19 protein-coding genes are annotated in these 21,485 nt (G+C 58.0%); 14 read left to right on the top strand and 5 right to left on the bottom strand.

The window, feature by feature from the left end; all coding sequences use genetic code 11:
* Positions 1 to 220: 220 nt before the first annotated feature.
* The 10 genes from AB8880_11200 (at position 221) to AB8880_11155 (ending at position 13,253) form a co-directional block, all read left to right on the top strand.
* Complete coding sequence (locus tag AB8880_11200; protein ID XDZ65473.1) at positions 221 to 934, top strand: GntR family transcriptional regulator; 714 nt, start codon at positions 221 to 223, stop codon at positions 932 to 934.
* Between the two features lie 32 nt (positions 935 to 966).
* On the top strand, positions 967 to 2,700 hold the full coding sequence (gene oxc / locus AB8880_11195; GenBank protein ID XDZ65472.1) for an oxalyl-CoA decarboxylase: 1,734 nt from the start codon (positions 967 to 969) through the stop codon (positions 2,698 to 2,700).
* 37 nt (positions 2,701 to 2,737) lie between these two features.
* On the top strand, positions 2,738 to 4,012 hold the full coding sequence (frc, locus tag AB8880_11190) for a formyl-CoA transferase (protein ID XDZ65471.1): 1,275 nt from the start codon (positions 2,738 to 2,740) through the stop codon (positions 4,010 to 4,012).
* Between the two features lie 26 nt (positions 4,013 to 4,038).
* The gene (locus AB8880_11185) at positions 4,039 to 4,950 is read left to right on the top strand and encodes a methionyl-tRNA formyltransferase (protein ID XDZ65470.1); all 912 of its coding nucleotides are present in this window, start codon (positions 4,039 to 4,041) and stop codon (positions 4,948 to 4,950) included.
* Between the two features lie 4 nt (positions 4,951 to 4,954).
* Positions 4,955 to 6,631, top strand: a complete 1,677-nt coding sequence (locus tag AB8880_11180; protein XDZ65469.1) for a formate--tetrahydrofolate ligase — start codon at positions 4,955 to 4,957, stop codon at positions 6,629 to 6,631.
* A gap of 417 nt (positions 6,632 to 7,048) precedes the next feature.
* Positions 7,049 to 8,023, top strand: a complete 975-nt coding sequence (locus tag AB8880_11175) for a Bug family tripartite tricarboxylate transporter substrate binding protein (protein ID XDZ65468.1) — start codon at positions 7,049 to 7,051, stop codon at positions 8,021 to 8,023.
* Positions 8,024 to 8,062: 39 nt separating this feature from the next.
* A complete protein-coding gene (locus AB8880_11170) occupies positions 8,063 to 8,593 on the top strand; it encodes a tripartite tricarboxylate transporter TctB family protein (GenBank protein ID XDZ65467.1) in 531 nt (176 codons plus the stop codon).
* A 27-nt stretch (positions 8,594 to 8,620) separates the two neighbouring features.
* A complete protein-coding gene (locus AB8880_11165; protein ID XDZ65466.1) occupies positions 8,621 to 10,144 on the top strand; it encodes a tripartite tricarboxylate transporter permease in 1,524 nt (507 codons plus the stop codon).
* A 13-nt stretch (positions 10,145 to 10,157) separates the two neighbouring features.
* Positions 10,158 to 12,044 (top strand): hypothetical protein, encoded by a 1,887-nt coding sequence (locus AB8880_11160; GenBank protein XDZ65465.1) that lies wholly within the window; start codon positions 10,158 to 10,160, stop codon positions 12,042 to 12,044.
* Between the two features lie 69 nt (positions 12,045 to 12,113).
* The gene (locus AB8880_11155; GenBank protein XDZ65464.1) at positions 12,114 to 13,253 is read left to right on the top strand and encodes a CaiB/BaiF CoA transferase family protein; all 1,140 of its coding nucleotides are present in this window, start codon (positions 12,114 to 12,116) and stop codon (positions 13,251 to 13,253) included.
* Positions 13,254 to 13,279: 26 nt separating this feature from the next.
* On the opposite strand, the gene AB8880_11150 is transcribed toward AB8880_11155, so the two are convergent.
* From AB8880_11150 to AB8880_11140, 3 genes are all read right to left on the bottom strand, one after another.
* On the bottom strand, positions 13,280 to 14,608 hold the full coding sequence (locus AB8880_11150) for an MmgE/PrpD family protein (protein XDZ65463.1): 1,329 nt from the start codon (positions 14,606 to 14,608) through the stop codon (positions 13,280 to 13,282).
* A 7-nt stretch (positions 14,609 to 14,615) separates the two neighbouring features.
* The gene (locus tag AB8880_11145) at positions 14,616 to 15,773 is read right to left on the bottom strand and encodes an acyl-CoA dehydrogenase family protein (protein ID XDZ65462.1); all 1,158 of its coding nucleotides are present in this window, start codon (positions 15,771 to 15,773) and stop codon (positions 14,616 to 14,618) included.
* A gap of 108 nt (positions 15,774 to 15,881) precedes the next feature.
* Positions 15,882 to 17,000, bottom strand: a complete 1,119-nt coding sequence (locus AB8880_11140) for a glycosyltransferase family 4 protein (protein XDZ65461.1) — start codon at positions 16,998 to 17,000, stop codon at positions 15,882 to 15,884.
* Positions 17,001 to 17,188: 188 nt separating this feature from the next.
* On the opposite strand from AB8880_11140, the gene AB8880_11135 reads away from it, so the two are divergent.
* On the top strand, positions 17,189 to 17,929 hold the full coding sequence (locus tag AB8880_11135; protein XDZ65460.1) for an SDR family oxidoreductase: 741 nt from the start codon (positions 17,189 to 17,191) through the stop codon (positions 17,927 to 17,929).
* Positions 17,926 to 18,807 carry an NAD(P)-dependent oxidoreductase gene (locus AB8880_11130; protein ID XDZ65459.1) on the top strand — a complete coding sequence of 294 codons (882 nt, stop codon included), beginning with the start codon at positions 17,926 to 17,928 and terminating at the stop codon, positions 18,805 to 18,807. The genes AB8880_11135 and AB8880_11130 overlap by 4 nt, the downstream gene beginning before the upstream one ends.
* Here AB8880_11130 and AB8880_11125 read toward each other — a convergent pair.
* Positions 18,804 to 19,232 (bottom strand): VOC family protein, encoded by a 429-nt coding sequence (locus AB8880_11125; protein ID XDZ65458.1) that lies wholly within the window; start codon positions 19,230 to 19,232, stop codon positions 18,804 to 18,806. The genes AB8880_11130 and AB8880_11125 overlap by 4 nt on opposite strands.
* A 125-nt stretch (positions 19,233 to 19,357) precedes the next feature.
* On the opposite strand from AB8880_11125, the gene AB8880_11120 reads away from it, so the two are divergent.
* Both AB8880_11120 and AB8880_11115 read left to right on the top strand, forming a co-directional pair.
* Positions 19,358 to 19,837 (top strand): PaaI family thioesterase, encoded by a 480-nt coding sequence (locus AB8880_11120; protein ID XDZ65457.1) that lies wholly within the window; start codon positions 19,358 to 19,360, stop codon positions 19,835 to 19,837.
* On the top strand, positions 19,834 to 20,595 hold the full coding sequence (locus AB8880_11115) for an SDR family NAD(P)-dependent oxidoreductase (protein ID XDZ65456.1): 762 nt from the start codon (positions 19,834 to 19,836) through the stop codon (positions 20,593 to 20,595). The genes AB8880_11120 and AB8880_11115 overlap by 4 nt, the downstream gene beginning before the upstream one ends.
* Positions 20,596 to 20,607: 12 nt before the next feature.
* Here the strand turns inward: AB8880_11115 and AB8880_11110 are convergent, their stop codons facing one another.
* Positions 20,608 to 21,387 (bottom strand): hypothetical protein, encoded by a 780-nt coding sequence (locus AB8880_11110; protein ID XDZ65455.1) that lies wholly within the window; start codon positions 21,385 to 21,387, stop codon positions 20,608 to 20,610.
* Positions 21,388 to 21,485 lie beyond the last annotated feature (98 nt).

Below are 21,485 nucleotides of genomic sequence, written 5' to 3'. Positions count from 1 at the left end.
ACGATAGCGTGCAAGCCGGTCTTTCACGCCGGAAACACCTCTATTCTTGGTATACCATATGCCAAATATTGCAACTCATTTCTCCCCTGATTTTGAAAAAATTGGGCTTGACCGGCTTTGGATAGGGTGTAAGGTATACCAGATAAAGAAAAAACAGATCATGTTTTTGGCCCGCCTGAACGGGCCGTATCTGACCGGGGGGTGACTTGTGCCGATAGATGTGAAACTTAAACCTGTATCCATCAATTTCACCTTGAAGGATCACATCTATGAGGTGTTGCGGGACAGTATCCGCAAGGTCGATATCTATAATTTCAGCCAGGATATGCGTCTTGATGAGCGCAAACTTGCTGAGCAGCTCGGCATTTCCCGAACGCCTATCCGTGAAGCGCTGGCGCGCCTGTCGCAGGATGGCCTTGTGGAGATCATCCCGCGCAAGGGGGTGTTCATCCACCGCAAGTCCCTTACGGAAATTCTTGATATGATCAAGACCTGGGCGGCGCTTGAAAGCATGGCCGCCTATCTTGCCGTCGGCGTGGCAACGGACGCCGATCTGAAGGCGTTGCGCAAATTCGCCATGAGCCACAGCACCAAATCGGCGATGGCCGAGCTTGGCGAGTATTCCGACGCCAATATCAAATTTCATCAGAGCATTCTTGAGTTATCGGGCTGCCCCCTCTTATGCAGTTCAGCCGAAGATCTCTTTATCCATATGTACGCGGTTCGCCGCCGGGCCATGGGCGAAGACAACCGGGCTTCGCGGTCCGTTGCCGATCACATGGAGATCATTGAGGCGCTTGAAGCCCGTGATGCGGAACTTGCCTCCCGGCTTGTCCGCAATCACACGATGCGGCTGCATGACCACATCCATGATCGATGGACGCGGCTTGACAGCCTTGAAGAGAAAAACACCACATCTGACATCGAAGATTGACGTCAGGGAAAAGTCGTTTTGAGGAGAGAGACATGACAGCGCCAGAAGCAACTGCGGTTGAAACGGAAACACAGAACCTTACCGATGGTTTTCATCTTGTTATCGATGCGCTCAAGCTGAATGGTATCAACACCATTTATGGCGTGCCCGGGATTCCGATCACGGATCTGGGCAGGCTGGCCCAGGCCGAAGGCATGCGGGTGCTATCCTTCCGGCACGAACAGCATTCCGGCAACGCGGCGGCGGTGGCCGGATTTCTGACCAGGAAGCCAGGGGTTTGCCTGACGGTTTCAGCACCGGGATTTCTCAACGGGCTGACGGCGCTGGCCAATGCCACCACCAACTGCTTTCCCATGATTCTCATCAGCGGATCGTCGGAACGTGAGATTGTCGATCTCCAGCAGGGGGATTACGAGGAGATGGACCAGCTCGCCATCGCCAAGCCGCTTTGCAAGGCGGCGTATCGGATACTTCATGCCGAAGATATCGGTATCGGGGTTGCCCGCGCTATCCGGGCGGCGGTCTCCGGGCGTCCGGGCGGGGTGTATCTCGATCTTCCGGCCAAACTCTTTGCCCAGGTCATGGATGCTGAAAAGGGCCGGAAGTCCCTTGTCAAGGTCATCGACCCGGCGCCGAAACAATTGCCGGATCCGGATGCGGTGAAGCGCGCGCTCGACGTGCTCAAATCCGCAAAAAAACCGCTCATCATTCTGGGTAAGGGCGCGGCCTATGCTCAAGAGGATGACGTGGTGCGCAAGTTTGTCGAAACAAGCGGCATTCCCTATCTGCCGATGAGCATGGCCAAGGGGCTCTTGCCCGATGATCACCCGCAATCCGCGGGCGCCGCGCGGTCGCTTGTGCTCAAGGAATCGGATGTCGTCATGCTGGTCGGAGCACGGCTGAACTGGCTGCTTTCTCATGGCAAGGGCAAGACATGGGGAGAGCCGTTTTCCAAGAAATTCATCCAGGTGGATATCGAGGCGATGGAAATGGACAGCAATGTCGAGATTGCCGCGCCCCTGGTCGGCGATATCGGCTCCGTGCTGCGGGCAATGCTGGATGGCATGGGCAAAGGCTGGAGCAAGCCTCCCGCGGACTGGACCGATACCATCACCGCCAAGAAAGAGACCAATCTTGAGCGGATGGCCGCCAAACTGATGAGCAATGCAACACCTATGGATTTCCACAGCGCTCTTGGCGTGCTCAAGAACGTGATCAAGGAACGTCCCGATACCATTCTGGTGAACGAAGGCGCAAACACCCTCGATTTTGCCCGCAGCATCATCGACATCTATCGGCCACGTCACCGGATTGACGTTGGCACCTGGGGGATCATGGGGATCGGCATGGGGGCCGCCGTCGCCGCCGCCGTTGAGACAGGTCAGCCGGTGCTGGCGGTGGAAGGCGACAGCGCCTTCGGGTTTTCGGGCATGGAGATTGAAACAATCTGCCGCTATAACCTGCCGGTCTGCGTTGTTGTCTTCAACAATAACGGGATCTACCGGGGAACGGACACGAACCCGACCGGCGGCAATGATGTGGCACCCACCGTCTTCGTGAAAGATGCCCGCTATGATCTGATGATGCAGGCCTTTGGCGGCAATGGCGTCTATGCGACCAGCCCCGATGAGCTGCGCCAGGCGGTTGAGGAGGCGATCTCCTCAGGCAAGCCGACGCTGGTGAATGCCGTTATCGATGAAAACGCCGGCACCGAAAGCGGCCGCATCGGGAACCTCAACCCGCAAAGCGTGGTCAGCAAGAAATAGGAAGTCAACGACACGTATCCAAGAGAAACAGGACAGGATGATGAAAGCTCTCGAAGGTATCAAAGTACTCGATTTTACCCATGTTCAGTCCGGGCCGACCTGCACCCAGTTGCTGGCCTGGTTTGGCGCGGATGTGATCAAGGTGGAACGCCCGGGGGTTGGCGATGCCACCCGCAAACAGCTTGTTGACGTACCGGGGGCGGACAGTCTCTATTTCACCATGCTCAATCACAACAAGAGATCGATCGAGCTGAATTCCAAGAACGAAACCGGCAAGCAGGTCCTGACCCGGCTTATTGAAACCTGCGATGTGCTGGTGGAAAATTTTGCTCCCGGCGCACTCGACCGGATGGGATTTTCATGGGAGCGCATCCAGGAGATCAACCCGCGCATCATCCTTGCGTCCATCAAGGGGTTTGGTCCGGGCAAATATGAAGACTGCAAGGTTTATGAAAACGTGGCTCAATGCGCGGGCGGCTCGGCGTCGACTACCGGGTTTCTTGACGGCCCGCCACTGGTGACCGGGGCGCAGATCGGGGATTCCGGCACCGGGCTTCACCTCTGCCTCGGGATTGTGACCGCGCTCTTTCAGCGCGAGAAATCCGGCCGCGGCCAGCGCGTGACCGCCGCCATGCAGGACGCGGTGCTCAACCTTGCCCGCGTCAAGTTGCGGGACCAGCAGCGCCTCGCCGCCGGCCCGCTCAAGGAATACTCCCAGTTTGGTGAGGGTATTCCCTTTGGTGAGGCAACCCCGCGTGCGGGTAACGATTCCGGTGGCGGCCAGCCTGGCCGGATCCTGAAATGCAAGGGCTGGGAGACCGATCCCAACGCCTATACCTATTTCATCGTGCAGGCCGCGGTCTGGGAAAAGGTCTGCGATGTCATTGGTGAGCCGGACTGGAAAACCCGGGAAGGTTACGCAACGCCGCCTGAGCGTCTGGACAAGTTGAACGAAATCTTTGAACGGATCGAGCAATGGACCATGACCAAGACCAAGTTCGAGATCATGGATGTGTGTAATCCTCTCGATATTCCGGTGGGCCCGATCCTGTCGATGAAGGAAATCTCGGAAGACGAAGGGCTCTATGCCACTGGCACTCTTGTCCGGGTCGATCATCCGGAGCGTGGAGAATACATTTCGGTGGGCTGCCCGATCAAATTGTCGGAAAGCCCGGTTGAGGTTGTGCGATCACCCTTGCTTGGTGAGCATACAATGGAAATTCTGACCGATGTCCTCGGCTATGCAGGCGATGAGCTGGAAGGTGTTGTTGCCTCGGGTGCCGTGGGTGAAGTCAAGGCGGTCGCCGAATAGATCGCAACAGGAGAGGGAGATCAGGGATGCGAATTGTCCTCCATGGCCAGCAGGCCTTTGGTAAAGCGGTGCTGGAAAGGCTGCTGGAACGCGGTGAAGATGTGGTGGCGGTCTGCTGTGCGCCCACCAAGGAAGGCAAGCCCGAAGATCCGCTGGCTGAACTTGCCCGTGAAAAGGGGCTTCCCCTCCATCAGCCGAGTTCCTGGAAAACGCCCGAAGCTCTTGAACTCATGCAGTCCTTCAAGGCGGATATCTGTCTGATGGCCTATGTGCTGCTCTTCGTGCCTGAAGCGGTGCGCGATGCGCCAACCTATGGCACCTTTCAGTATCACCCGTCGCTGTGCCCGCAGCATCGCGGTCCGTCCTCGATCAACTGGCCGATCGCCATGGGCAAGAAACATACCGGGCTGACGATCTTCTGGCCGGATGACGGCCTCGATGAAGGCCCGATCATGCTCCAGAAAACCTGCCCGATCGGCCCCGATGAGACTCTGGGCGATGTCTATTTCAACAAACTTTTCCCCATGGGTGTCGATGCCATGATGGAGGGTCTTAACATGGTCAAGGCTGGCGTCATCATCAAGCACGACCAGCGTCTCGGTGATGGCAGCTATGAAGGCTGGTTTAACAAGGATGCCGCAAAAATTGACTGGTCAAGGCCGGTGCAAGAGACCTATAACATCATTCGTGCAGCCAACCCGGCCCCGGGTGCCTGGACAATGATGGGGGAGGATGAAATCAAGATCTACGACAGCGCTCGCCTCGACGGCGATGGCACCCCTGGTGAGGTGGTGGACATTACCGATGAGGGCGTGGTCGTGCAGGGAAATGGTGGCCGTATCCTCATCAAACGAGTTCGCCCGGCGGGCGGCGGCAAACAGGCAGCAGGCGAATGGGCTAGGGCTGCAGGTCTAACCACAGGAAAGAAATTAGGATAAGCAAATGACGTATAAAACGGACATTGAGATAGCACGCGAAGCCAAAAAGCTTCCGATTGGTGAAATTGGAGCAAAGCTTGATATCCCGTATGAGGATCTGCTGCCCTTTGGTCATGACAAGGCAAAGGTGTCGGAGAGCTTCATTGCGGGTCTTTCGGGCAAGGAAGATGGACGTCTTATACTGGTGACGGCGATCAACCCGACCCCGGCAGGTGAGGGCAAGACGACCACGACCGTCGGTCTTGGCGACGGGCTCAACCGGATCGGCAAGAAGGCGGCGGTCTGCATCCGTGAAGCCTCGCTTGGTCCATGCTTCGGGATGAAGGGTGGGGCGGCCGGTGGCGGCTATGCCCAGGTGGTCCCGATGGAGGAGATGAACCTTCATTTCACGGGAGATTTTCACGCTATTACCTCGGCGCATAACCTGCTGGCGGCGATGCTGGACAATCACATCTACTGGGGCAATGAGCAGGAGATTGATATCCGGCGTGTTGCGTTCCGCCGGGTGCTTGATATGAACGATCGCGCGCTGCGTCAGATCGTGTGCAATCTCGGCGGGGTAGCCAACGGATTTCCGCGTGAAGCCGGTTTTGACATCACCGTTGCCTCGGAAGTGATGGCGATCCTGTGTCTGGCAACCGATCTTGCGGATCTCGAAAAGCGTCTTGGTGACATCATCGTTGCGTATCGCCGTGACCGCAGCCCGGTCTATTGCCGGGATATCAAGGCCGATGGGGCGATGACGGTGCTGCTGCAGCAGGCCATGCAGCCTAATCTGGTGCAGACGCTGGAAAACAATCCGGCCTTTGTGCATGGCGGGCCATTTGCCAATATCGCCCATGGGTGCAACTCGGTCGTGGCGACGACAACAGCGCTGAAACTCGCTGATTACGTGGTGACGGAAGCCGGGTTTGGTGCCGATCTCGGGGCGGAGAAGTTCCTTGATATCAAATGCCGTAAAGCCGGGCTGAAGCCGGATGCGGTGGTGATCGTTGCAACGGTTCGCGCCATGAAGATGAATGGCGGGGTGGCCAAGGCAGATCTGGGCACGGAGAATGTCGATGCGGTGGTGGCTGGCTGCGCCAATCTTGGCCGCCATATGGAGAATATCGGCAAGTTCGGCCTGCCCTTCATCGTGGCGATCAACCATTTTGTGACCGATACCGATGCCGAGATCCAGGCGATGAAGGATTATGTCGCCGCCAAGGGCGGGGAAGCGGTACTGGCCAAACACTGGGCGCTGGGCAGTGAAGGGACCGAAGAGCTGGCCACCAAGGTGGTTGAGCTGATCGACAGCACGCCCTCGAAATACGCGCCGCTCTATCCCGATGAAATGCCGCTCTTTGAGAAGATCGAAACCATCGCCAAGGAGATCTACCGGGCCGATGAGATTGTTGCCGATCAGAAGATCCGCGAGCAGCTGAAACAATGGGAGGACCAGGGCTATGGTCACCTGCCGGTATGCATGGCGAAAACCCAGTACAGTTTCACCACCGACCCGAACTGGCGCGGGGCCCCGACTGGGCACAGCCTGCCGGTGCGTGAAGTGCGGCTTTCCGCCGGTGCCGGCTTTGTCGTGGTCATCTGCGGTGAGATCATGACCATGCCCGGCCTGCCACGCGTGCCTTCGGCCGAAACCATCCGTATCAACGACGATGGCCTCATCGAAGGCCTGTTCTAGGAGAAAACCTGAATGTTCCCCCTGTCCCATCATCAAACAGGCAAGACAAGAAGCCTTCCAGGGGCTCAATGCGCGCGCCTCAAGGTGATGGGCTCGGGGGAGATCGGCTCGGAAATCGCGAAGTGTAAAAGATTTACATTTTTCTCATTTTCACGATTTTCTTATGCATGCAACACCTGCCTCGCTACGGTGGCAGGCGTTGCGTCTTTCAGGGCGAAATTATCTGGTGTTGGAAAGAATCTGAGGTGGAATAATCCACATATTTCAGCGACACTATGGAAAGGTTCTAAGAAGCCGGCATCGTCGGCATCTGGAAATTATCTGGTCAACTCATGTGGGGAGGCCGGATAGAAAGCCATCACCTAAGAATGGCGCAACAAGCGGGAATTCCGCAGACAATCTTTCGAGGAGGAAAAAATGTCTTATATGAAGAAACTAACCATGGGTCTGGCTGGCGTTGCTTTTGCCACCGCATCCTTTATCGGTGCCGCCCAGGCATGGGAGCCAACCAAGCCTGTGGATTTCATCATCATGGCTGGTAAAGGTGGGGGTGCCGATAAAATGGCCCGTCTGATGCAGTCGATTGTGGAAAAGGAAAATCTGGCCGGGCGTCCACTTGTCCCGACCAACAAGTCCGGCGGTTCCGGTGCCGAAGCGCTGATCGCCGCGAAAAGTGCCTCTGACCCTGATCACACGATCATGGTGACGCTGAACTCCTTCTTCACGACACCACTTCGTCAGCCAGGGCTTGAAATTGACATCATGGAATTTGCCCCGGTTGGCCGGATGGCGGAAGATACCTTCCTGCTCTGGGTCCACAAGGACAGCGGCCTGAAGACGTTTGAGGATTACCTCAAGCAGGCGAAGGCTGATGGCTCTAACTGGGTCATGGGCGGTACCGGCAAGAATTCGGAAGACAATATCATCACCGATTATCTTAACAACGAGTATGGCCTCACCATGAAATACATCCCCTACAAGGGCGGCGGCGAGGTAGCCAAGCAGGTTGCTGGCAAGCAGCTGAATTCATCGGTGAACAACCCATCCGAAGCCCTCGGCTTCTATGAGTCCGGTGACATGGTGCCGCTGGTTGCCTTTACCGATGAGCGTCTGCCGATGTTCCCGGAAGTCCCGACCCTCAAGGAAAAGGGTGGTGACTTCAGCTATTTCATGCAGCGGGCGGTTGTTGGTGCACCTGGCATGTCCGATGAAGCGCTGGCCTATTACACCGATCTTTTCACCAAGGTCTATAACAGCGCTGACTGGCAGAAATACAAGACCAGCAAGTCGCTGATGGGTGATTTCATGCATGGTGGTGAACTGAAGTCCTACTGGAATACCCAGCGTGAGCGCCATCGCTCAATTCTGAAAGCGTCCGGAGCAATCAAGTAACCGGAACGGATATAAAACATATAGGGAGAGGATTTAATCATGCGTTTAGCTGAAATAGTCACAGCTTTCATCCTGGGAATCTTCTCCCTGTATCTGATGTGGAAAAGCGGGGAGCCGCCATCGTGGAATCCGGATATCCCCCGTTTTTCCAATATCGGATTTGTTGAAGGCGAAGGAACGGGAAGCGGATTCTGGCCGTTCTGGCTTTCGGGTATCATGCTGATCTGCTGTATCTGGATAGGGGTGAACTGGTTCCGCCGTACGTCGCCACCATCGCAGTCCGATGAACCTTTTCTCGACAATTATGGCAAGAAGATGCTGCTGACGGTCGGCCTTGGCCTGCTTGCTTTCCTGATCTTCATTCATCTTGCCGGATTCTATGGCGCGATACTGATCTTCATGGTGTATTACATGCGGTTTCTTGGTGATCACCGGTGGTCGACATCACTGATTATCGCCGCCGGGTTTGTCGTATTCAGTTTCTTCTTTTTCGATATCGCGATGCGCATCGTGCTTCCCAAAGGGTATCTCGAGCCGTTGTTCATCCCGCTTTACGATATTTTTCTCTAGAAAACAGGCTCTGCTAGGGGGGCAATCATGGATATTATTCTGGCACTGTTCAACGGTATTCTGATCGCGCTTGAGCCGATTAATCTGGGGCTCGCGGTCATCGGGGTTGTGGTTGGTCTTTTTGTCGGGGCGATGCCCGGGCTTGGATCGGTGAACGGCGTGGCTATTCTGCTGCCCTTTACCTTTGTGATCCAGAGCTTCACGGGCGGCGCGACATCACCGATGATCTTCCTTGCGGCCATCTATTATGGCGCCATGTATGGTGGTGCCATCTCATCGATCACCCTCGGCATTCCCGGGGCATCGACCGCGGTGGCAACTACCTTTGACGGCCGGCCGCTCGCCATTGCCGGCAAGGCACATATCGCGCTTGTGGCCGCGGCGCTGGCGTCGTTTGTCGGCGGGACAGTCTCCAATATCATGTTCACGGCCTTTGCGCCGATCCTCGCCGGAGTTGCCCTTTCCTTTGGTGATCCGGAAGTCTTCGCGCTCATGCTTCTTGCCTTTGCCACTTTTGTCGGACTGGGCGGAGACGATATCCCCAAGACGATTTTCTCGATCTGTTTCGGGCTTGTTCTGGCCACGGTCGGGTTTGATATCGTCTCAGGTGAGCCGCGCCTCATTTTCTTTGATATTCAGGGTTTCTCCCATGGTATCCGCTTCCTTGTTCTTGCCATCGGCGTATACGGGATCGGGGAGATGCTATGGACGATCAACACCTCCCGCGGCGGCACCTCCATGTCGAAAGTGGACGTGACGCTGGAAAGTTTGAAAGACGCGGTCCTGCGCTTCCGGGAAGCCTGGCGCGGCACGGTGATCGGCTCGCTTCTGGGCTTCTTTGTCGGCATATTGCCGGCCGCCGGGGCGACGCCTGGCTCGCTGATGGCCTATGGGGTGGCAAAACTTACCTCCAAGGATCCCAAGCAATACGGCAAGGGCGCGATTGACGGGGTGGCGGCACCTGAAGCTGCCAATAATTCCGCCTCAACCGGCGCCATGCTGCCGATGATGACGCTCGGTATACCGGGTTCACCCACAACAGCGGTCCTGCTGGCGGGGATGGTGATCTGGGGCCTGCAGCCCGGGCCCTTGCTGTTTACCAACCAGCCTGATTTTGTCTGGCCGCTGATCGGGTCATTCTACATATCGAATGTTGTTGCCGTGGTGGTGAATCTTGCCTTCATTCCGATCTTCCTGTGGATGCTCCGGATGCCATTTACCATTCTGGCGCCGTTGATTTTTGTTCTCTCGCTGGTCGGGACCTATGCGGCCTATATGGATATGTTCGATGTCTGGCTGATGGTCTTTGTCGGCGTCGGGGCATTTTTCCTCCGGATACTCGACTATCCGGTGGCGCCGGCGGTGCTGGCGATCGTGCTCGGGCCGATTGCCGAGCCGAAACTGCGGCAGTCACTGCTGTTTTCGGATGGGGATATAACCATCTTCTTCACCCGGCCGATTGCCGGGCCGATTACGGTGATCGCAATCATCCTGATACTGCTGCCGCTGGCCAAGGTGATCTGGGACAAGATCAAGGCCCGCTCAGCCTGAACCGGATTACGCCATGTTGGACTCAGGCTGGCCCCAGTCTGGCATGGCGCATACCGGAATGAGCGAACACTGGAAAGGGTCGGCGATGGGTAGCACCGGCAGTCCAAACAATACCGTGCATCACGCCTGGGATCCCGGGATATCCTCGGTGATTCCGGCCCGGCTTCGGCCTGCGATCACGCTCTTCCGGCCAGAAAACGCGCATGAGGGATATGCCGCGGTGAAGGAAGCGGCAGATTTCTGCGGGCTGAAACCCTTCGAGCTTGCTTCCTTGAAAACATCACGTCTGCTGATTCATGAACTGCTTGTCCGGGTGACGGCAGATCTTTCGGTTCCGGACGGGCCGGATTATGAATATCTCGGTCTTTCCCTGCGGTCCATGGTCCGCTGTCTTGAAGAGGATCACCTTCGTGCGCACCTGCCGGAGCTTGAGCGCCAGTTCGAAATCTACCGAGGCAGGATACACCAACGCATCGCCGCCATCCTTGATGCGGATCTCTATCAGGTGGAAAGGTCGGATAATCCGGCGGAACGTAGCGGAAAGAAGGGGTGGTGGCCGTTTTCCCGCACCCGTGAGGTTGACCGAAGTGATCGGGGGGAGCCCGCCCGATTGAGCGAAGAGCACGCGCTCACCCGCTGGAAGGAAGCCGCGGCGGATAAAAACGCAAGTGAGGATGGGGGAATTCATGAAGCACTTCTGCGCATCACCGAGGGCATTATCACCCAGCATGGCAGGCTTGTTGCGGCCCGTGATCTGCTGACCGATCTGGTCTTGCGGTATTTCATCAACAAACATGGCCAGCGGGAGATACGCCGGCTCATCGCTCCGGGGTTTACCGCGGCGGTTGCCGCGGCAGGATACCGGCTTCTGCCAATTCAGGACAAACTGATCGTCATGAACACGAAAGGCGCATCGGCGGCAGGGAAAAGCACGATCCGGCCAGCCCAGCGGCGGCTGGCCGAAAGCCTCGGGGTTCCGTGGTCGGATTTCGCCCTTGTCAGCCCGGATTACTGGCGCAAATACCTTCTTGATTACGACAGCCTCGGAGACGATTACAAATACGCGGCCATGCTCACGGGCGAGGAACTTGCGATCATCGACAAGAAACTCGATGACTATATGGCCGAAAAGGCCGAACGGAAGGCCATGCCGCATCTGCTGCTGGATCGTTTCCGGTTTGACAGTTTTCTCATCGACAGTGAAGGGGATTACCAGAGCACGCTGCTCAGCCGTTTCGGTGACACGGTCTTTCTTTTCTTTGTCATCACCTCACCGGTGCAGACCGTGGAGCGGGCCTGGCAGCGCGGGCTTTCAACCCAGCGATACAAGGCCGTCGATGATCTCCTCTATCACAATATCGAGGCGTTCAAGGGCATCCCGGAGATTTTCTTCTCATGGACCGCCATCAAGGACAAAACGATCCATTTCGAATTTCTGGACAACGATGTTCCGCTGGGCCAGCTGCCGCGGACAATAGCCTATGGCGTCAATGACCGGATGACCATCCTCGACCCTCTGGCGCTGGACCGGATTGACCGGTTTCGCGAGGTCAATGTCGATGCGACCGGGCCGGATGATGTGCTGAAGCCAGCCAGCGGATCACGTCATGATTTTCTTCATCAATGCATCAATACCATCCCGTATATTGACTGGGTGACCCACGATACCGCCCGTCTCTATGGCCAGATCGAAAAGGGCCGCTGGATCACCTGCCGGAGGGATGTCGCCCCGGCTGAACTGCTGGATGATCCAAAAGCAGCCCCTGCCCCGGGATGCCTTGCGTCGCTGGGGTGGCCTTCTCTGTCCGAAAAGGAAGATATCCCGTCCCGCCCGATCGATCTTGAGGCGGCACGTCAATACACGCTCGGCCGTTGGGGAGAGGCTTTAAAGAAAGGCTGAAACCACCTCTTCCGCCATGACGGGGAATGGTCTAGGCTCAATTCAGCATGTTCAGGAGGAGGGTAAGCCATGGGCGGATCAGCGGCGCATGATTTTGATGATCTTTTGGTGGTATCGGTGGAGCAAGCGGTGGCCGCGCCCTATGCATCAGGCAAACTGGCCGAAGGCGGGGCACGGGTGATCAAGGTGGAACGTCCGGAAGGTGATTTTGCCCGCCTTTATGATGCCGACGCGATGGGGATGAGCTCATATTTTGTCTGGCTGAACCGGGGCAAGGAATCGGTCTGCCTTGATCTCAAGACGCCGGAAGATCAGGCCATCCTCAAGGCGATGATCGCCGAGGCTGATGTTTTCATCCAGAACCTGATGCCCGGCGCCATGGATCGGCTCGGCTTTTCGATGGAAAAGCTGCGGGCAGATCAGCCGTCCCTTATCACCTGTTCGATCAGCGGCTATGGCAATGGTGGTGCCTATAGCCAGATGAAAGCCTATGATCTCCTGATACAGGCGGAATGCGGCCTGGCGGCGATCACGGGCAGCCCGGCTGAACCGGGACGTGTCGGGGTATCGATCTGTGATATTGCCGCGGGCATGACCTCCTTTCAGGCGATACTTCAGGCACTTTACGCCCGCCTGAAAACTGGAGAAGGCCGTCATATCGACGTATCGCTCTTCCATGCACTGTCGGACTGGATGAATGTTCCCTATCTTCAGCATCGCTATGGCGGCAAGACCATCGGCCGCCCGGGGCTTCATCATCCTACCATTGCACCTTACGGCGTTTATCCCTGCCGTGATGGCGGCATGATCCTGCTGTCGATCCAGAATGATCGGGAATGGAAGCGCCTGACCGCCGAGGTGCTGGGCGATGCTGACATCGCAACCGATCCGAGGTTTGAAACGAATATCAAGCGGGTCGCCAACCGCGCTCATCTCGATGCCATCATGCATGGGGTCTTCAGCCGCAACACCCGGGATGAAATGGCGGAGATACTGGGCGCGGCTGGCATAGCTTATGGCCGTCTCAACACGGTGGAAGATCTTCTCACCCATCCGGAAACACGGATCGTGACAACGCGAACCTCATCCGGCCAAATGGAAATGATCGCCGCGGGCGCGGTGATCAATGGGCATCTCGCCGCGTCAGGAGTTGTTCCGGATCTGGGCCAGCACAGCGAAGCGATACGCAAAGAATTTGCCCCCGGCTGACCCGGGCACGTCTGCCTTGACGGGGTTTATCTTGCGGCAAGGGTATTGCCGAAAGCCCGGGCCGAGGTATCCGCCGGCCTGGAGACGGCCTGCCAGATCTTGGCCACCACTTCATCGTTGTCGATGGCACATGCCTTGGCCTTGAGCCGTTCGGCCCGTTCCTCTTCGGTGATGGGGGCGGCGATATCGGCCTCGGCCACCACCGACATCCCGTTATCGAGCGTGACCGTCACATGGGCAGCGGTATCGCTGATCGCCTCATCGGCCAGAACCGTAACCCGGTCAGCGCCGCGGGCAAGATCCGCATCCCGGGCGGTGCTGTCGGCGTAACTTGTCAGCGCGGCCGTATCCCGATTTTCAAGAACCATCGCGGCCAGCCATACATAGCTGAACTTGACTTCAAGCCCGGTGCGTGGGGCGGGGATATTGCAGACGCTCATCCAGCGCGGGTTGGTGCGCAGCGTGACCTTATCGACATCCGCGGCGGCGAGGCCATGATCCTGCCGCAGGGCGGTGAGCGCATCGATCATCGCATGGGTGCCGTGGCAGCAGGCATGGTATTTATGCATGAGGCCAAGGGCCAGATACCCGCTCTCCTCCCACGAGGTGTCGGCGGGCAGGTCATCTGCCTCAAGATGGGTGGCAAAAAACCCCTGATGGCCCATAAGCCCGTCATCGGCGGACGTCATTCCGGCCTGGGCAAGCAAGGCTGCTTCCACGCCGTTCGATGCGGCAAGCCCGGCGTTATAGGGCTTGCCCATGGTGCCGAACTGCGATTTGAGCCCGGAGGCACGGGTTGCGGCAAGGCCGATGGCCTGACGTCGCTGGCCGGTATCAAGCCCGAGCAGGCGTGCCGATGCAAGCGTCGCCCCGAAGGCGCCGGCGGTGGCGGTCTGGTGAAACCCCTTGTTGTAATGTGCCCGGCCAAGGCGGGCACCGATCCGGCAGGCAGTTTCAATGCCGATGGCATAGGCATCGATCATGGAAGCGATATCGACATCCATGTCTTCGGCCAGCGCCAGCACGGCAGGGTAGATCGCGACTGAAGGATGACCGACATAGGCAAAATGCGTATCATCATAATCAAGGGCATGACTGGTAGCGCCATTGGCCAGCGCCGCCGCCCGAGGTGCCGTTCGGCGGGTTGAGCCGAAAAGAGAAGATTGCCCCGCGCTTTCCTCGCGTTCGGCCATGTTGCGCAGGATGATGCTGACCTGCTCATCCCGGCCGGCACGGGCAACGGCGGCCCAGTCGAACAGCGCATCCCGTGCCATGTTCAGCATGGAGGATGGCAGGTCTTCAGCCGGTGTTTCGCTCAAGGCGATGATACTGTCAAGGAAAGATGAGGTGGTCATGGTCGGATCAATACGATTTCGGCAGGCCGAGCATGTGTTCGGCAATATAGGACAGGATCAGGTTGGTTGAGATCGGCGCCACCTGATAAAGACGTGTTTCGCGGAATTTGCGTTCCACGTCATATTCTTCGGCAAAACCGAACCCGCCATGGGTCTGCAGGCAGGCTTCCGCCGCCTCCCATGAGGCATCGGCGGCCAGCATCTTGGCGATATTCGCCTCACCCCCGGGGTCGCTGCCCGCATCATAGGTGGCGGCGGCACGATAGACGATGGCTTCGGCGGCCAGCATATGGGCATAGGCTTTGGCGATGGGAAACTGAATCCCCTGATTCTTGCCGATCGGGTTGCCGAAGACGGCGCGGTCACCGGCGTAACGTGTTGCCTTGTCGATGAACCATTTGGCATCGCCAATGCATTCCGCCGCAATCAGGATGCGTTCGGCGTTCATGCCGGAAAGGATATAGCGAAAGCCCTTGCCTTCCTCGCCGATCAGCGAGCTTGCCGGGATACGCATATTGTCGAAGAAGACTTCGGTGGTCGAATGGTTGATCATGGTCCGGATCGGGCGGATGGTCATGCCGTTGCCGATGAGATCTTTCATCTCAAGAAGAAAGACCGAAAGCCCGTCGGTGCGCTTGGCCACCTGGTCGCGGGGGGTGGTGCGGGCCAGAAGCAGCATCAGGTCCGAATACTCGGCGCGTGATGTCCATATTTTCTGCCCGTTGACGATATAGCTGTCGCCATCTTTTTTGGCGGTGGTGCGCAAGGAGAGGGTATCGGTACCGCTGGTCGGTTCGGTGACGCCGAAAGCCTGAAGCCTGAGCGAGCCATCGGCGATCCGCGGCAGATAGGATTGTTTCTGCGCATCATTGCCATGGCGCAGGACCGTCCCCATCGTATACATCTGGGCGTGGCAGGCGGCGGCATTGCACCCCTGGCGGTGAATTTCTTCAAGAATGACCGCCCCTGCGGTCAGGCTCAGGCCCGTGCCGCCATATTCTTCGGGGATGAGCGCCGCCAGATACCCCGATCGCGTCAGCGCATCGACAAATGCCTCAGGATATTCCCTCGCCGCATCACGTTCCTGCCAGTAGGTTCCGGGAAAATCCTGGCATAGCGCGGCAACGCCGTTTCGTATTTCCTCAAGCAAGCTTGCGTCAGTCATGAAGGCACCCCGGATCAAACCACTGAATTCACCGATCCAAGACTACAGGCATGGATGGGTTCACGGAAGCGCAAAATGCCGAAAAAGAGCAGTAAATCGAGGAATAAATCAGCCTCTGGTCTGTGCCAGCACCGCATGGCGGGCATGGTCCATCGCCGCGATCATGGCGGCATGAGTGAAGGGATAGTCTTTCCAGGCGGCACGCTGGAGTTTTTGGCGCTCATCTGGATGATCAAGAAGGGACCGGATCGCCCGGGCGAGGTTTTCGGCGGTCGGCTCATCGATCAGCAAGGATCTGCCTTCGGCGTATTCGGGAATGCCGCCGCGGCGGCTGGCAATCAGCGCGGCGCCAAACATCAGGGCTTCGATCACGACCCGCCCCGCCGGCTCTTCCCATTGCGACGGCACAAGGATGATTTCGGCCGCCGCCTGATACTCTTGAACATCATGATAGGGCAGAAACCCCAGAAAAGAAGCCTGCGCACCCAGAGGGGCCAGCCGGTGCTGAACCTCTTTCTCGTAAGCGGATGGGGTACGGTGATCACCACGTCGAGCCCCGATCATCACGAGTTGCCAGTCCGGATAATCAGGCAGGATAGCGGCAGCGGCCTCGGCGGTTTCGAGTATGCCCTTTTCCGGCACCATCCGCCCCACGATCAGGATAGTTTTTGTTTTCGGCGGGGGGGAGGAACAGGGTCGGTCCGCGCCAAACGCCGTCAGGTGAAAGGACGTGGTGCTGATCTGCTCCGCGGTGAATCCATCCTGAAAGCACCGGATAAGGTAGTCGGAAACAGCGAACACCCCTGCCAGAAGCCGGGCAAGGCGGAGGCGTTCCTCAAGGCTGCGCGCGCCTTTCATCTCGCGCGGGTCGTTGTGTAGGACAAGCACCACCGGAATATCCGGCACGGCTTCAGCAATCATGCCGGCAAGCGCGCAGCGGCCGTGCACTTCGATCAGGGCGGGGCGCTCATCCTTGGGCAATGTTTTCAGCCAGGCAAGATACCCCCTGCCAAGGCCGATATTCCGGCCATGGAGAAACCGGTGCCAGGTGCTGATGCCTTTATAGGCAAGCTCGGAGAGCGGCTCATCGCGCAAGGGCTGGCCGAAGACGATGGCCTCATGCTGAAAGCTGCTGCCGAGAAGGCCGTCATGGGCAACCCGCGCAACGGCCCCGGCGCGGCGCTCGGTGAACTGCTCCTTGGCGGGAAGAATGACATGAAGCGACACGATTTCAACTTTCCTTCAAAGAATGGAACAGCGGGTTTCCCTGCTCTTATCATGCATGGGGCCATCCTGTCCAACCTGGCCGCGCATATGGGCAAGAGACGGTATTGCACCGCAGCGCAACTGGGGGCACGATAAGACCCGTGTTTCGGCACAGCGCCAACGGGTAATCAGGATTGAGGAGAGTGATCATGGGCAGATTAGAAGGAAAGACCGCGCTCATTACAGCGGCCGGGCAGGGGCAAGGCAGGGCCGTGGCGCTGGCCATGGCAAGAGAAGGGGCACGGGTCTTTGCAACCGATATCAACAAAAGTCTGCTGGCTGATCTCACCGCCGAAAACCCGTCCATCGAAACCTTTGAGCTCGATGTGACCGATGCGGCGGCGATCCGGGCGGCGCCGGAGAAAACAGGCTCTATCACCACGCTTTTCAACTGCGCGGGCCATGTGCATCACGGCACGATTCTCGACACCGACGATGATGATTTCACCATGGCCTTCACCCTCAATGTCCAGTCCATGTTCCGGCTGATCAAGGCCTATCTGCCGATGATGCTGGATGCCGGGGAAGGATCGATCATCAACATGGCTTCGGTGGCCTCGACCATCAAGGGGGCGCCGTATCGCTGTCTTTATGGGTCAACCAAAGCCGCGATCATGGGCATGACCAAAGCCGTTGCCCGGGATTTTGTCGATCGCGGGATCAGGTGCAACGCGCTTTGCCCCGGGACCATTCTCACCCCGTCCCTAGAAGAAAGAATGCAGGCCCAGGGCGATCTTGAAAAAGCCAAGGCCGAATTTCTTGCCCGCCAGCCGATCGGCCGGTTTGCCACACCGGATGAAGTCACGGGCATCGTGATACATCTGGCATCGGATGAGTCGCGTTTCACCACCGGAACCTTCCAGATCGTTGACGGGGGCTGGGCGCTGTGAGTTTGTCAGAAAAGAGGGAGATCATCGGCTTTCTCGGCGCCGGGCTGATGGGTCAGGGCATGGTGGCGCGTCTGCTGGATGCGGGCCGCGAGGTCCATATTACCGCCCATCGCAACCGCGCGCCCATCGATGCGCTCATCTCCCTTGGTGCAGTCGAGGCGCCTGATCCCGCGCGTCTTGCAGCGGTTTCGGATGTGGTGATCTTCTGCCTGCCCAACGCCGGGGTTGCGGGCGAAATTCTTGGCCGGATTCGACCCTCACTTAGCCCCGGCCAGCTTATCATCGACTGCACCACGAGCCATCCTGAGGCGGTGATCGCTCTTGAACGCATGGCCGCGGAAAAAGGCGTTCTCTATGCCGAAGCGCCGCTCACGGGCGGTGTTGCCCAGGCTGAAGCGGGAAGCCTTGGCGCTATCCTCGGGGCGAGCGATGAGGCGGCCGCGCGTGCGCGTTCGGTCCTCGAGCCCTGCTGTTCGGCGATCGAACATATGGGTCCGGTCGGGCTCGGCGCCACCACCAAACTGATCAGCAATTTTCTTTCTCTCGGGACGGCTACGCTGGTGATGGAAGCCATGCGGGCGGCCCGTGATCATGGCGTTGATTGGGAGAAGTTCTACCGTCTTGCCTGCCAGGGGTCCGGCCATTCGATGAGTCTGGACCGTATCGCCCCGGCGGCGATTGCCGGCCGCCACGACGGCTATGTCTTCAGCCTTGATAATACGATCAAGGATCTTGGTTATATCGAAACCCTGCTCCGCCAGAACGGGGATGCGGGCCGGATGGCATCACTTCTTCTCGACATTATCAGGCGAGGGGCCAGCACCCGGGAGGGCGGGGCCTATCTCAGCAGCCTTCTCGATGAAAATAAAGGGGATTAGGCGATGTGTTCCGGGGCGTCATCGGTGATCTGGTGAACTTCGATGACATTGCCGTCCGGATCATAGAAAAAGATCTGATGCCAGCCGGCAACGGCACGGTCACCCCAGTCGGAATAGGGAATGCCTCTGGCTTCAAGATGCGCCTTGAAGGCGGTGAGATCATCGGTACGGTAAGCAATATGTCCCCGGGCAACCGGGTTGACGATCTGCCCTGTCCTGAATCCGGCGTCGATATCACGCGCCGCCAGATGCATCTGGATCTGGCCATCGGTCACGAAGGCAACGTCACCGGCATAGCCTTTCTTCTTTTCAAGGACCGGCAGCCCTTCGGTTTCCCGCTCAAGCCCGAGAATGTCACGATAGAACTCGTCCATCTCCTCGACATTTGTGGTCGAAAGGTTGATATGGTGGAGCGTCAGTTTCATCTCATACCTCAAAAATAGCAGGGGTGCATCCACCCTAGCATGAGACAACCATCCCTTCACCTCTTTTACCTCAGGTCATGCTGGCGCAAAATCCATTGACAGCAGGCATGGGCGTGAAATGATTGATGCCCGAAAGGGAAGATTTGAACATGCTGGCAATGACCATCGATGACCTTGGGGCGTTTCTTCAACGTGAGTTTCCGCAAGTCGCCCCGGATATTCGTATCCATCGCCTTGATGAAGATGGTATTTCGGTGGATATGCTCACCGCCGCAAGGCATCTCAGGCCAGGCAACACCGTCTCCGGGCCTACACTTTTCACCCTTGCCGATGTGGCCTTCTATCTCCTGATCCTGTCCCGGATCGGGCCCGAAGCGCTGACCGTCACCACGGGTGCGAATATCAATTTCATGCGCAAGCCTGATCCCGGGCCGCTCCGTGCCCATGCCCGTATCCTCAAACTCGGGCGAAGTCTGGTGGTGGGGGATGTGGAGATATGCAGCCCTGATGATGCGGCGCGCGCACGTCCCTTTGCCCATGCCAGCCTGACCTATTCGATCCCGCCAGCATCGTCACCAGCCACTACAGGAATGAGATTATCATGACCAGCACGACTAGACCTGTTGCCGTTATCACCGGTGCCGCCCGGGGCATCGGCCTTGCCACCACCAGGCAGTTTCTGGATGCTGGATGGCGCGTCGCCATGGTGGATCGGGACGAAGAGGAGCTCATGGCCGCAGCCGGGGGATTGACCGGTGCCAAAGCATTTGTTGCCGACGTATCCCGGGAAGATGACGTCGCCGCGATGGCGGCGGCGGTCCTTGCATGGGGCGGCGGCATCAGCGCGCTGGTGAACAATGCCGGTGTTGCCGATTTCGGCCCCATCGAGGAGATGGATTTTGCCCGCTGGCGGCGGGTGATGGCAACCAATCTCGACGGGGTTTTTCTCTGTTCTCAGGCGCTGATCCCTGCGCTCAAGGAAAGCCGGGGCAGCATCGTCAATATTGCCTCTATCTCCGGGCTCCGGGCATCCACGCTCCGGGTCGCCTATGGTACATCGAAGGCGGCGGTCATCCAGTTGACGCTTCAGCAGGCCGCCGAGCTCGGGGAATACGGTATTCGTGCCAATTGTGTTGCGCCCGGGCCTGTCCGGACCAAGCTTGCCATGGCGGTCCATACCCAGGATATTATCGACGCCTACCATGATGCGATCCCGCTCAACCGTTATGGCAGCGAGGATGAGATTGCCGCGGCCATCGTCTTTCTTTCGTCGGACAAGGCAAGCTATATCACCGGGCAGACGCTTGCGGCCGATGGCGGGTTTGAGGCGACCGGCGTAGGCCTGCCTGCGCTTCGCCAATAACCGGCTTCTGATTTACCTTGCACCGATCGCAGCCCCGGTTACGGTAATCGTGCCTCCGGTCAGGCCATAGAGAAGACCTGCTTCTTCCCCTCCCGGGCCGAAGACGCTGCCGGTAATTCGTGCCTGATCCAGCGTGATCAGCTGATCTTCAAAACCAAGGGTGATCGTATCACCCTCCCTGAACATGTAACTCTTTTCAAGATCGATGCTGGCGGTGATCGCCATGCCGTCACCGCTGATCGAGATATCGCCTTCAAGCTCGTCAAAATCGAGCCTGAGATCACCCGCCGCTTCACCATTCAGAATGGTCTCGTTCCCGGCGCATCCAAGGCAGGTCCAATGGCTTTCAAGCGCATAGCTGGCCTCGCCTGTCAGGATGTTGCGCGGACGGCGCCCCCAGAGCAGATATCGGCCCGGATCCTGACCTTCCGAGATGGTGGACTGAAAGAACTGAAATCGCGAATACCGGGTGGGTATCTGGTCCATACTGGAAAAACTCGGCACAGGCAGTTTGGCCAGAACAGCATTGGTGGCCGGGTCTTCGCCATCCAGCTGAAGCCTCGCGCTGTCGCTTTCAATCAGGCTGATCCACGGTGGGCCCTCGCCTTCAATATCCTGCATCAGCTCGGCGGCCTGACCCTGATCCAGACTCGACGGCAATGGCGAATGGAGAGAAGGAGGTGGGGCGGGGGCAGTGCTTCCCCCGCCCCCGCAACCTGCCAGGCCGGAGATGAGACTTGCAAGGATAAATCTAAAAACCCACCTTGCTGGGGTGACGAGGACAGGCTGCATGTCCGCAATTCTACGCGAAAAAAAGTGGCCTGGAATCGCGCTTCGGCATAGACTTCATAAACCTGACGCATGAGTATGCCTGCCCAAATGAGATTTCA

This window comes from Alphaproteobacteria bacterium LSUCC0684 (genome assembly GCA_041228335.1).
Taxonomy (GTDB): Bacteria; Pseudomonadota; Alphaproteobacteria; order Puniceispirillales; family UBA1172.
The sequence above is the reverse complement of the archived record's forward strand: the minus strand, read 5'-3'. Positions and strand labels throughout refer to the sequence as shown.

What these genes read in the sequence shown, in the direction of transcription:
- AB8880_11155 (XDZ65464.1), top strand. Translation starts at nt 12,114, where the DNA reads ATGGGCGGATCAGCGGCGCATGATTTTGATGATCTTTTGGTGGTATCG.
- AB8880_11135 (XDZ65460.1), top strand. Translation starts at nt 17,189, where the DNA reads ATGGGCAGATTAGAAGGAAAGACCGCGCTCATTACAGCGGCCGGGCAG.
- AB8880_11120 (XDZ65457.1), top strand. Translation starts at nt 19,358, where the DNA reads ATGCCCGAAAGGGAAGATTTGAACATGCTGGCAATGACCATCGATGAC.
- AB8880_11145 (XDZ65462.1), bottom strand. Translation starts at nt 15,773, where the DNA reads ATGACTGACGCAAGCTTGCTTGAGGAAATACGAAACGGCGTTGCCGCG.
- oxc (XDZ65472.1), top strand. Translation starts at nt 967, where the DNA reads ATGACAGCGCCAGAAGCAACTGCGGTTGAAACGGAAACACAGAACCTT.
- AB8880_11150 (XDZ65463.1), bottom strand. Translation starts at nt 14,608, where the DNA reads ATGACCACCTCATCTTTCCTTGACAGTATCATCGCCTTGAGCGAAACA.
- AB8880_11185 (XDZ65470.1), top strand. Translation starts at nt 4,039, where the DNA reads ATGCGAATTGTCCTCCATGGCCAGCAGGCCTTTGGTAAAGCGGTGCTG.
- AB8880_11160 (XDZ65465.1), top strand. Translation starts at nt 10,158, where the DNA reads ATGTTGGACTCAGGCTGGCCCCAGTCTGGCATGGCGCATACCGGAATG.
- frc (XDZ65471.1), top strand. Translation starts at nt 2,738, where the DNA reads ATGATGAAAGCTCTCGAAGGTATCAAAGTACTCGATTTTACCCATGTT.
- AB8880_11175 (XDZ65468.1), top strand. Translation starts at nt 7,049, where the DNA reads ATGTCTTATATGAAGAAACTAACCATGGGTCTGGCTGGCGTTGCTTTT.
- AB8880_11170 (XDZ65467.1), top strand. Translation starts at nt 8,063, where the DNA reads ATGCGTTTAGCTGAAATAGTCACAGCTTTCATCCTGGGAATCTTCTCC.
- AB8880_11110 (XDZ65455.1), bottom strand. Translation starts at nt 21,387, where the DNA reads ATGCAGCCTGTCCTCGTCACCCCAGCAAGGTGGGTTTTTAGATTTATC.
- AB8880_11125 (XDZ65458.1), bottom strand. Translation starts at nt 19,232, where the DNA reads ATGAAACTGACGCTCCACCATATCAACCTTTCGACCACAAATGTCGAG.
- AB8880_11180 (XDZ65469.1), top strand. Translation starts at nt 4,955, where the DNA reads ATGACGTATAAAACGGACATTGAGATAGCACGCGAAGCCAAAAAGCTT.
- AB8880_11165 (XDZ65466.1), top strand. Translation starts at nt 8,621, where the DNA reads ATGGATATTATTCTGGCACTGTTCAACGGTATTCTGATCGCGCTTGAG.
- AB8880_11115 (XDZ65456.1), top strand. Translation starts at nt 19,834, where the DNA reads ATGACCAGCACGACTAGACCTGTTGCCGTTATCACCGGTGCCGCCCGG.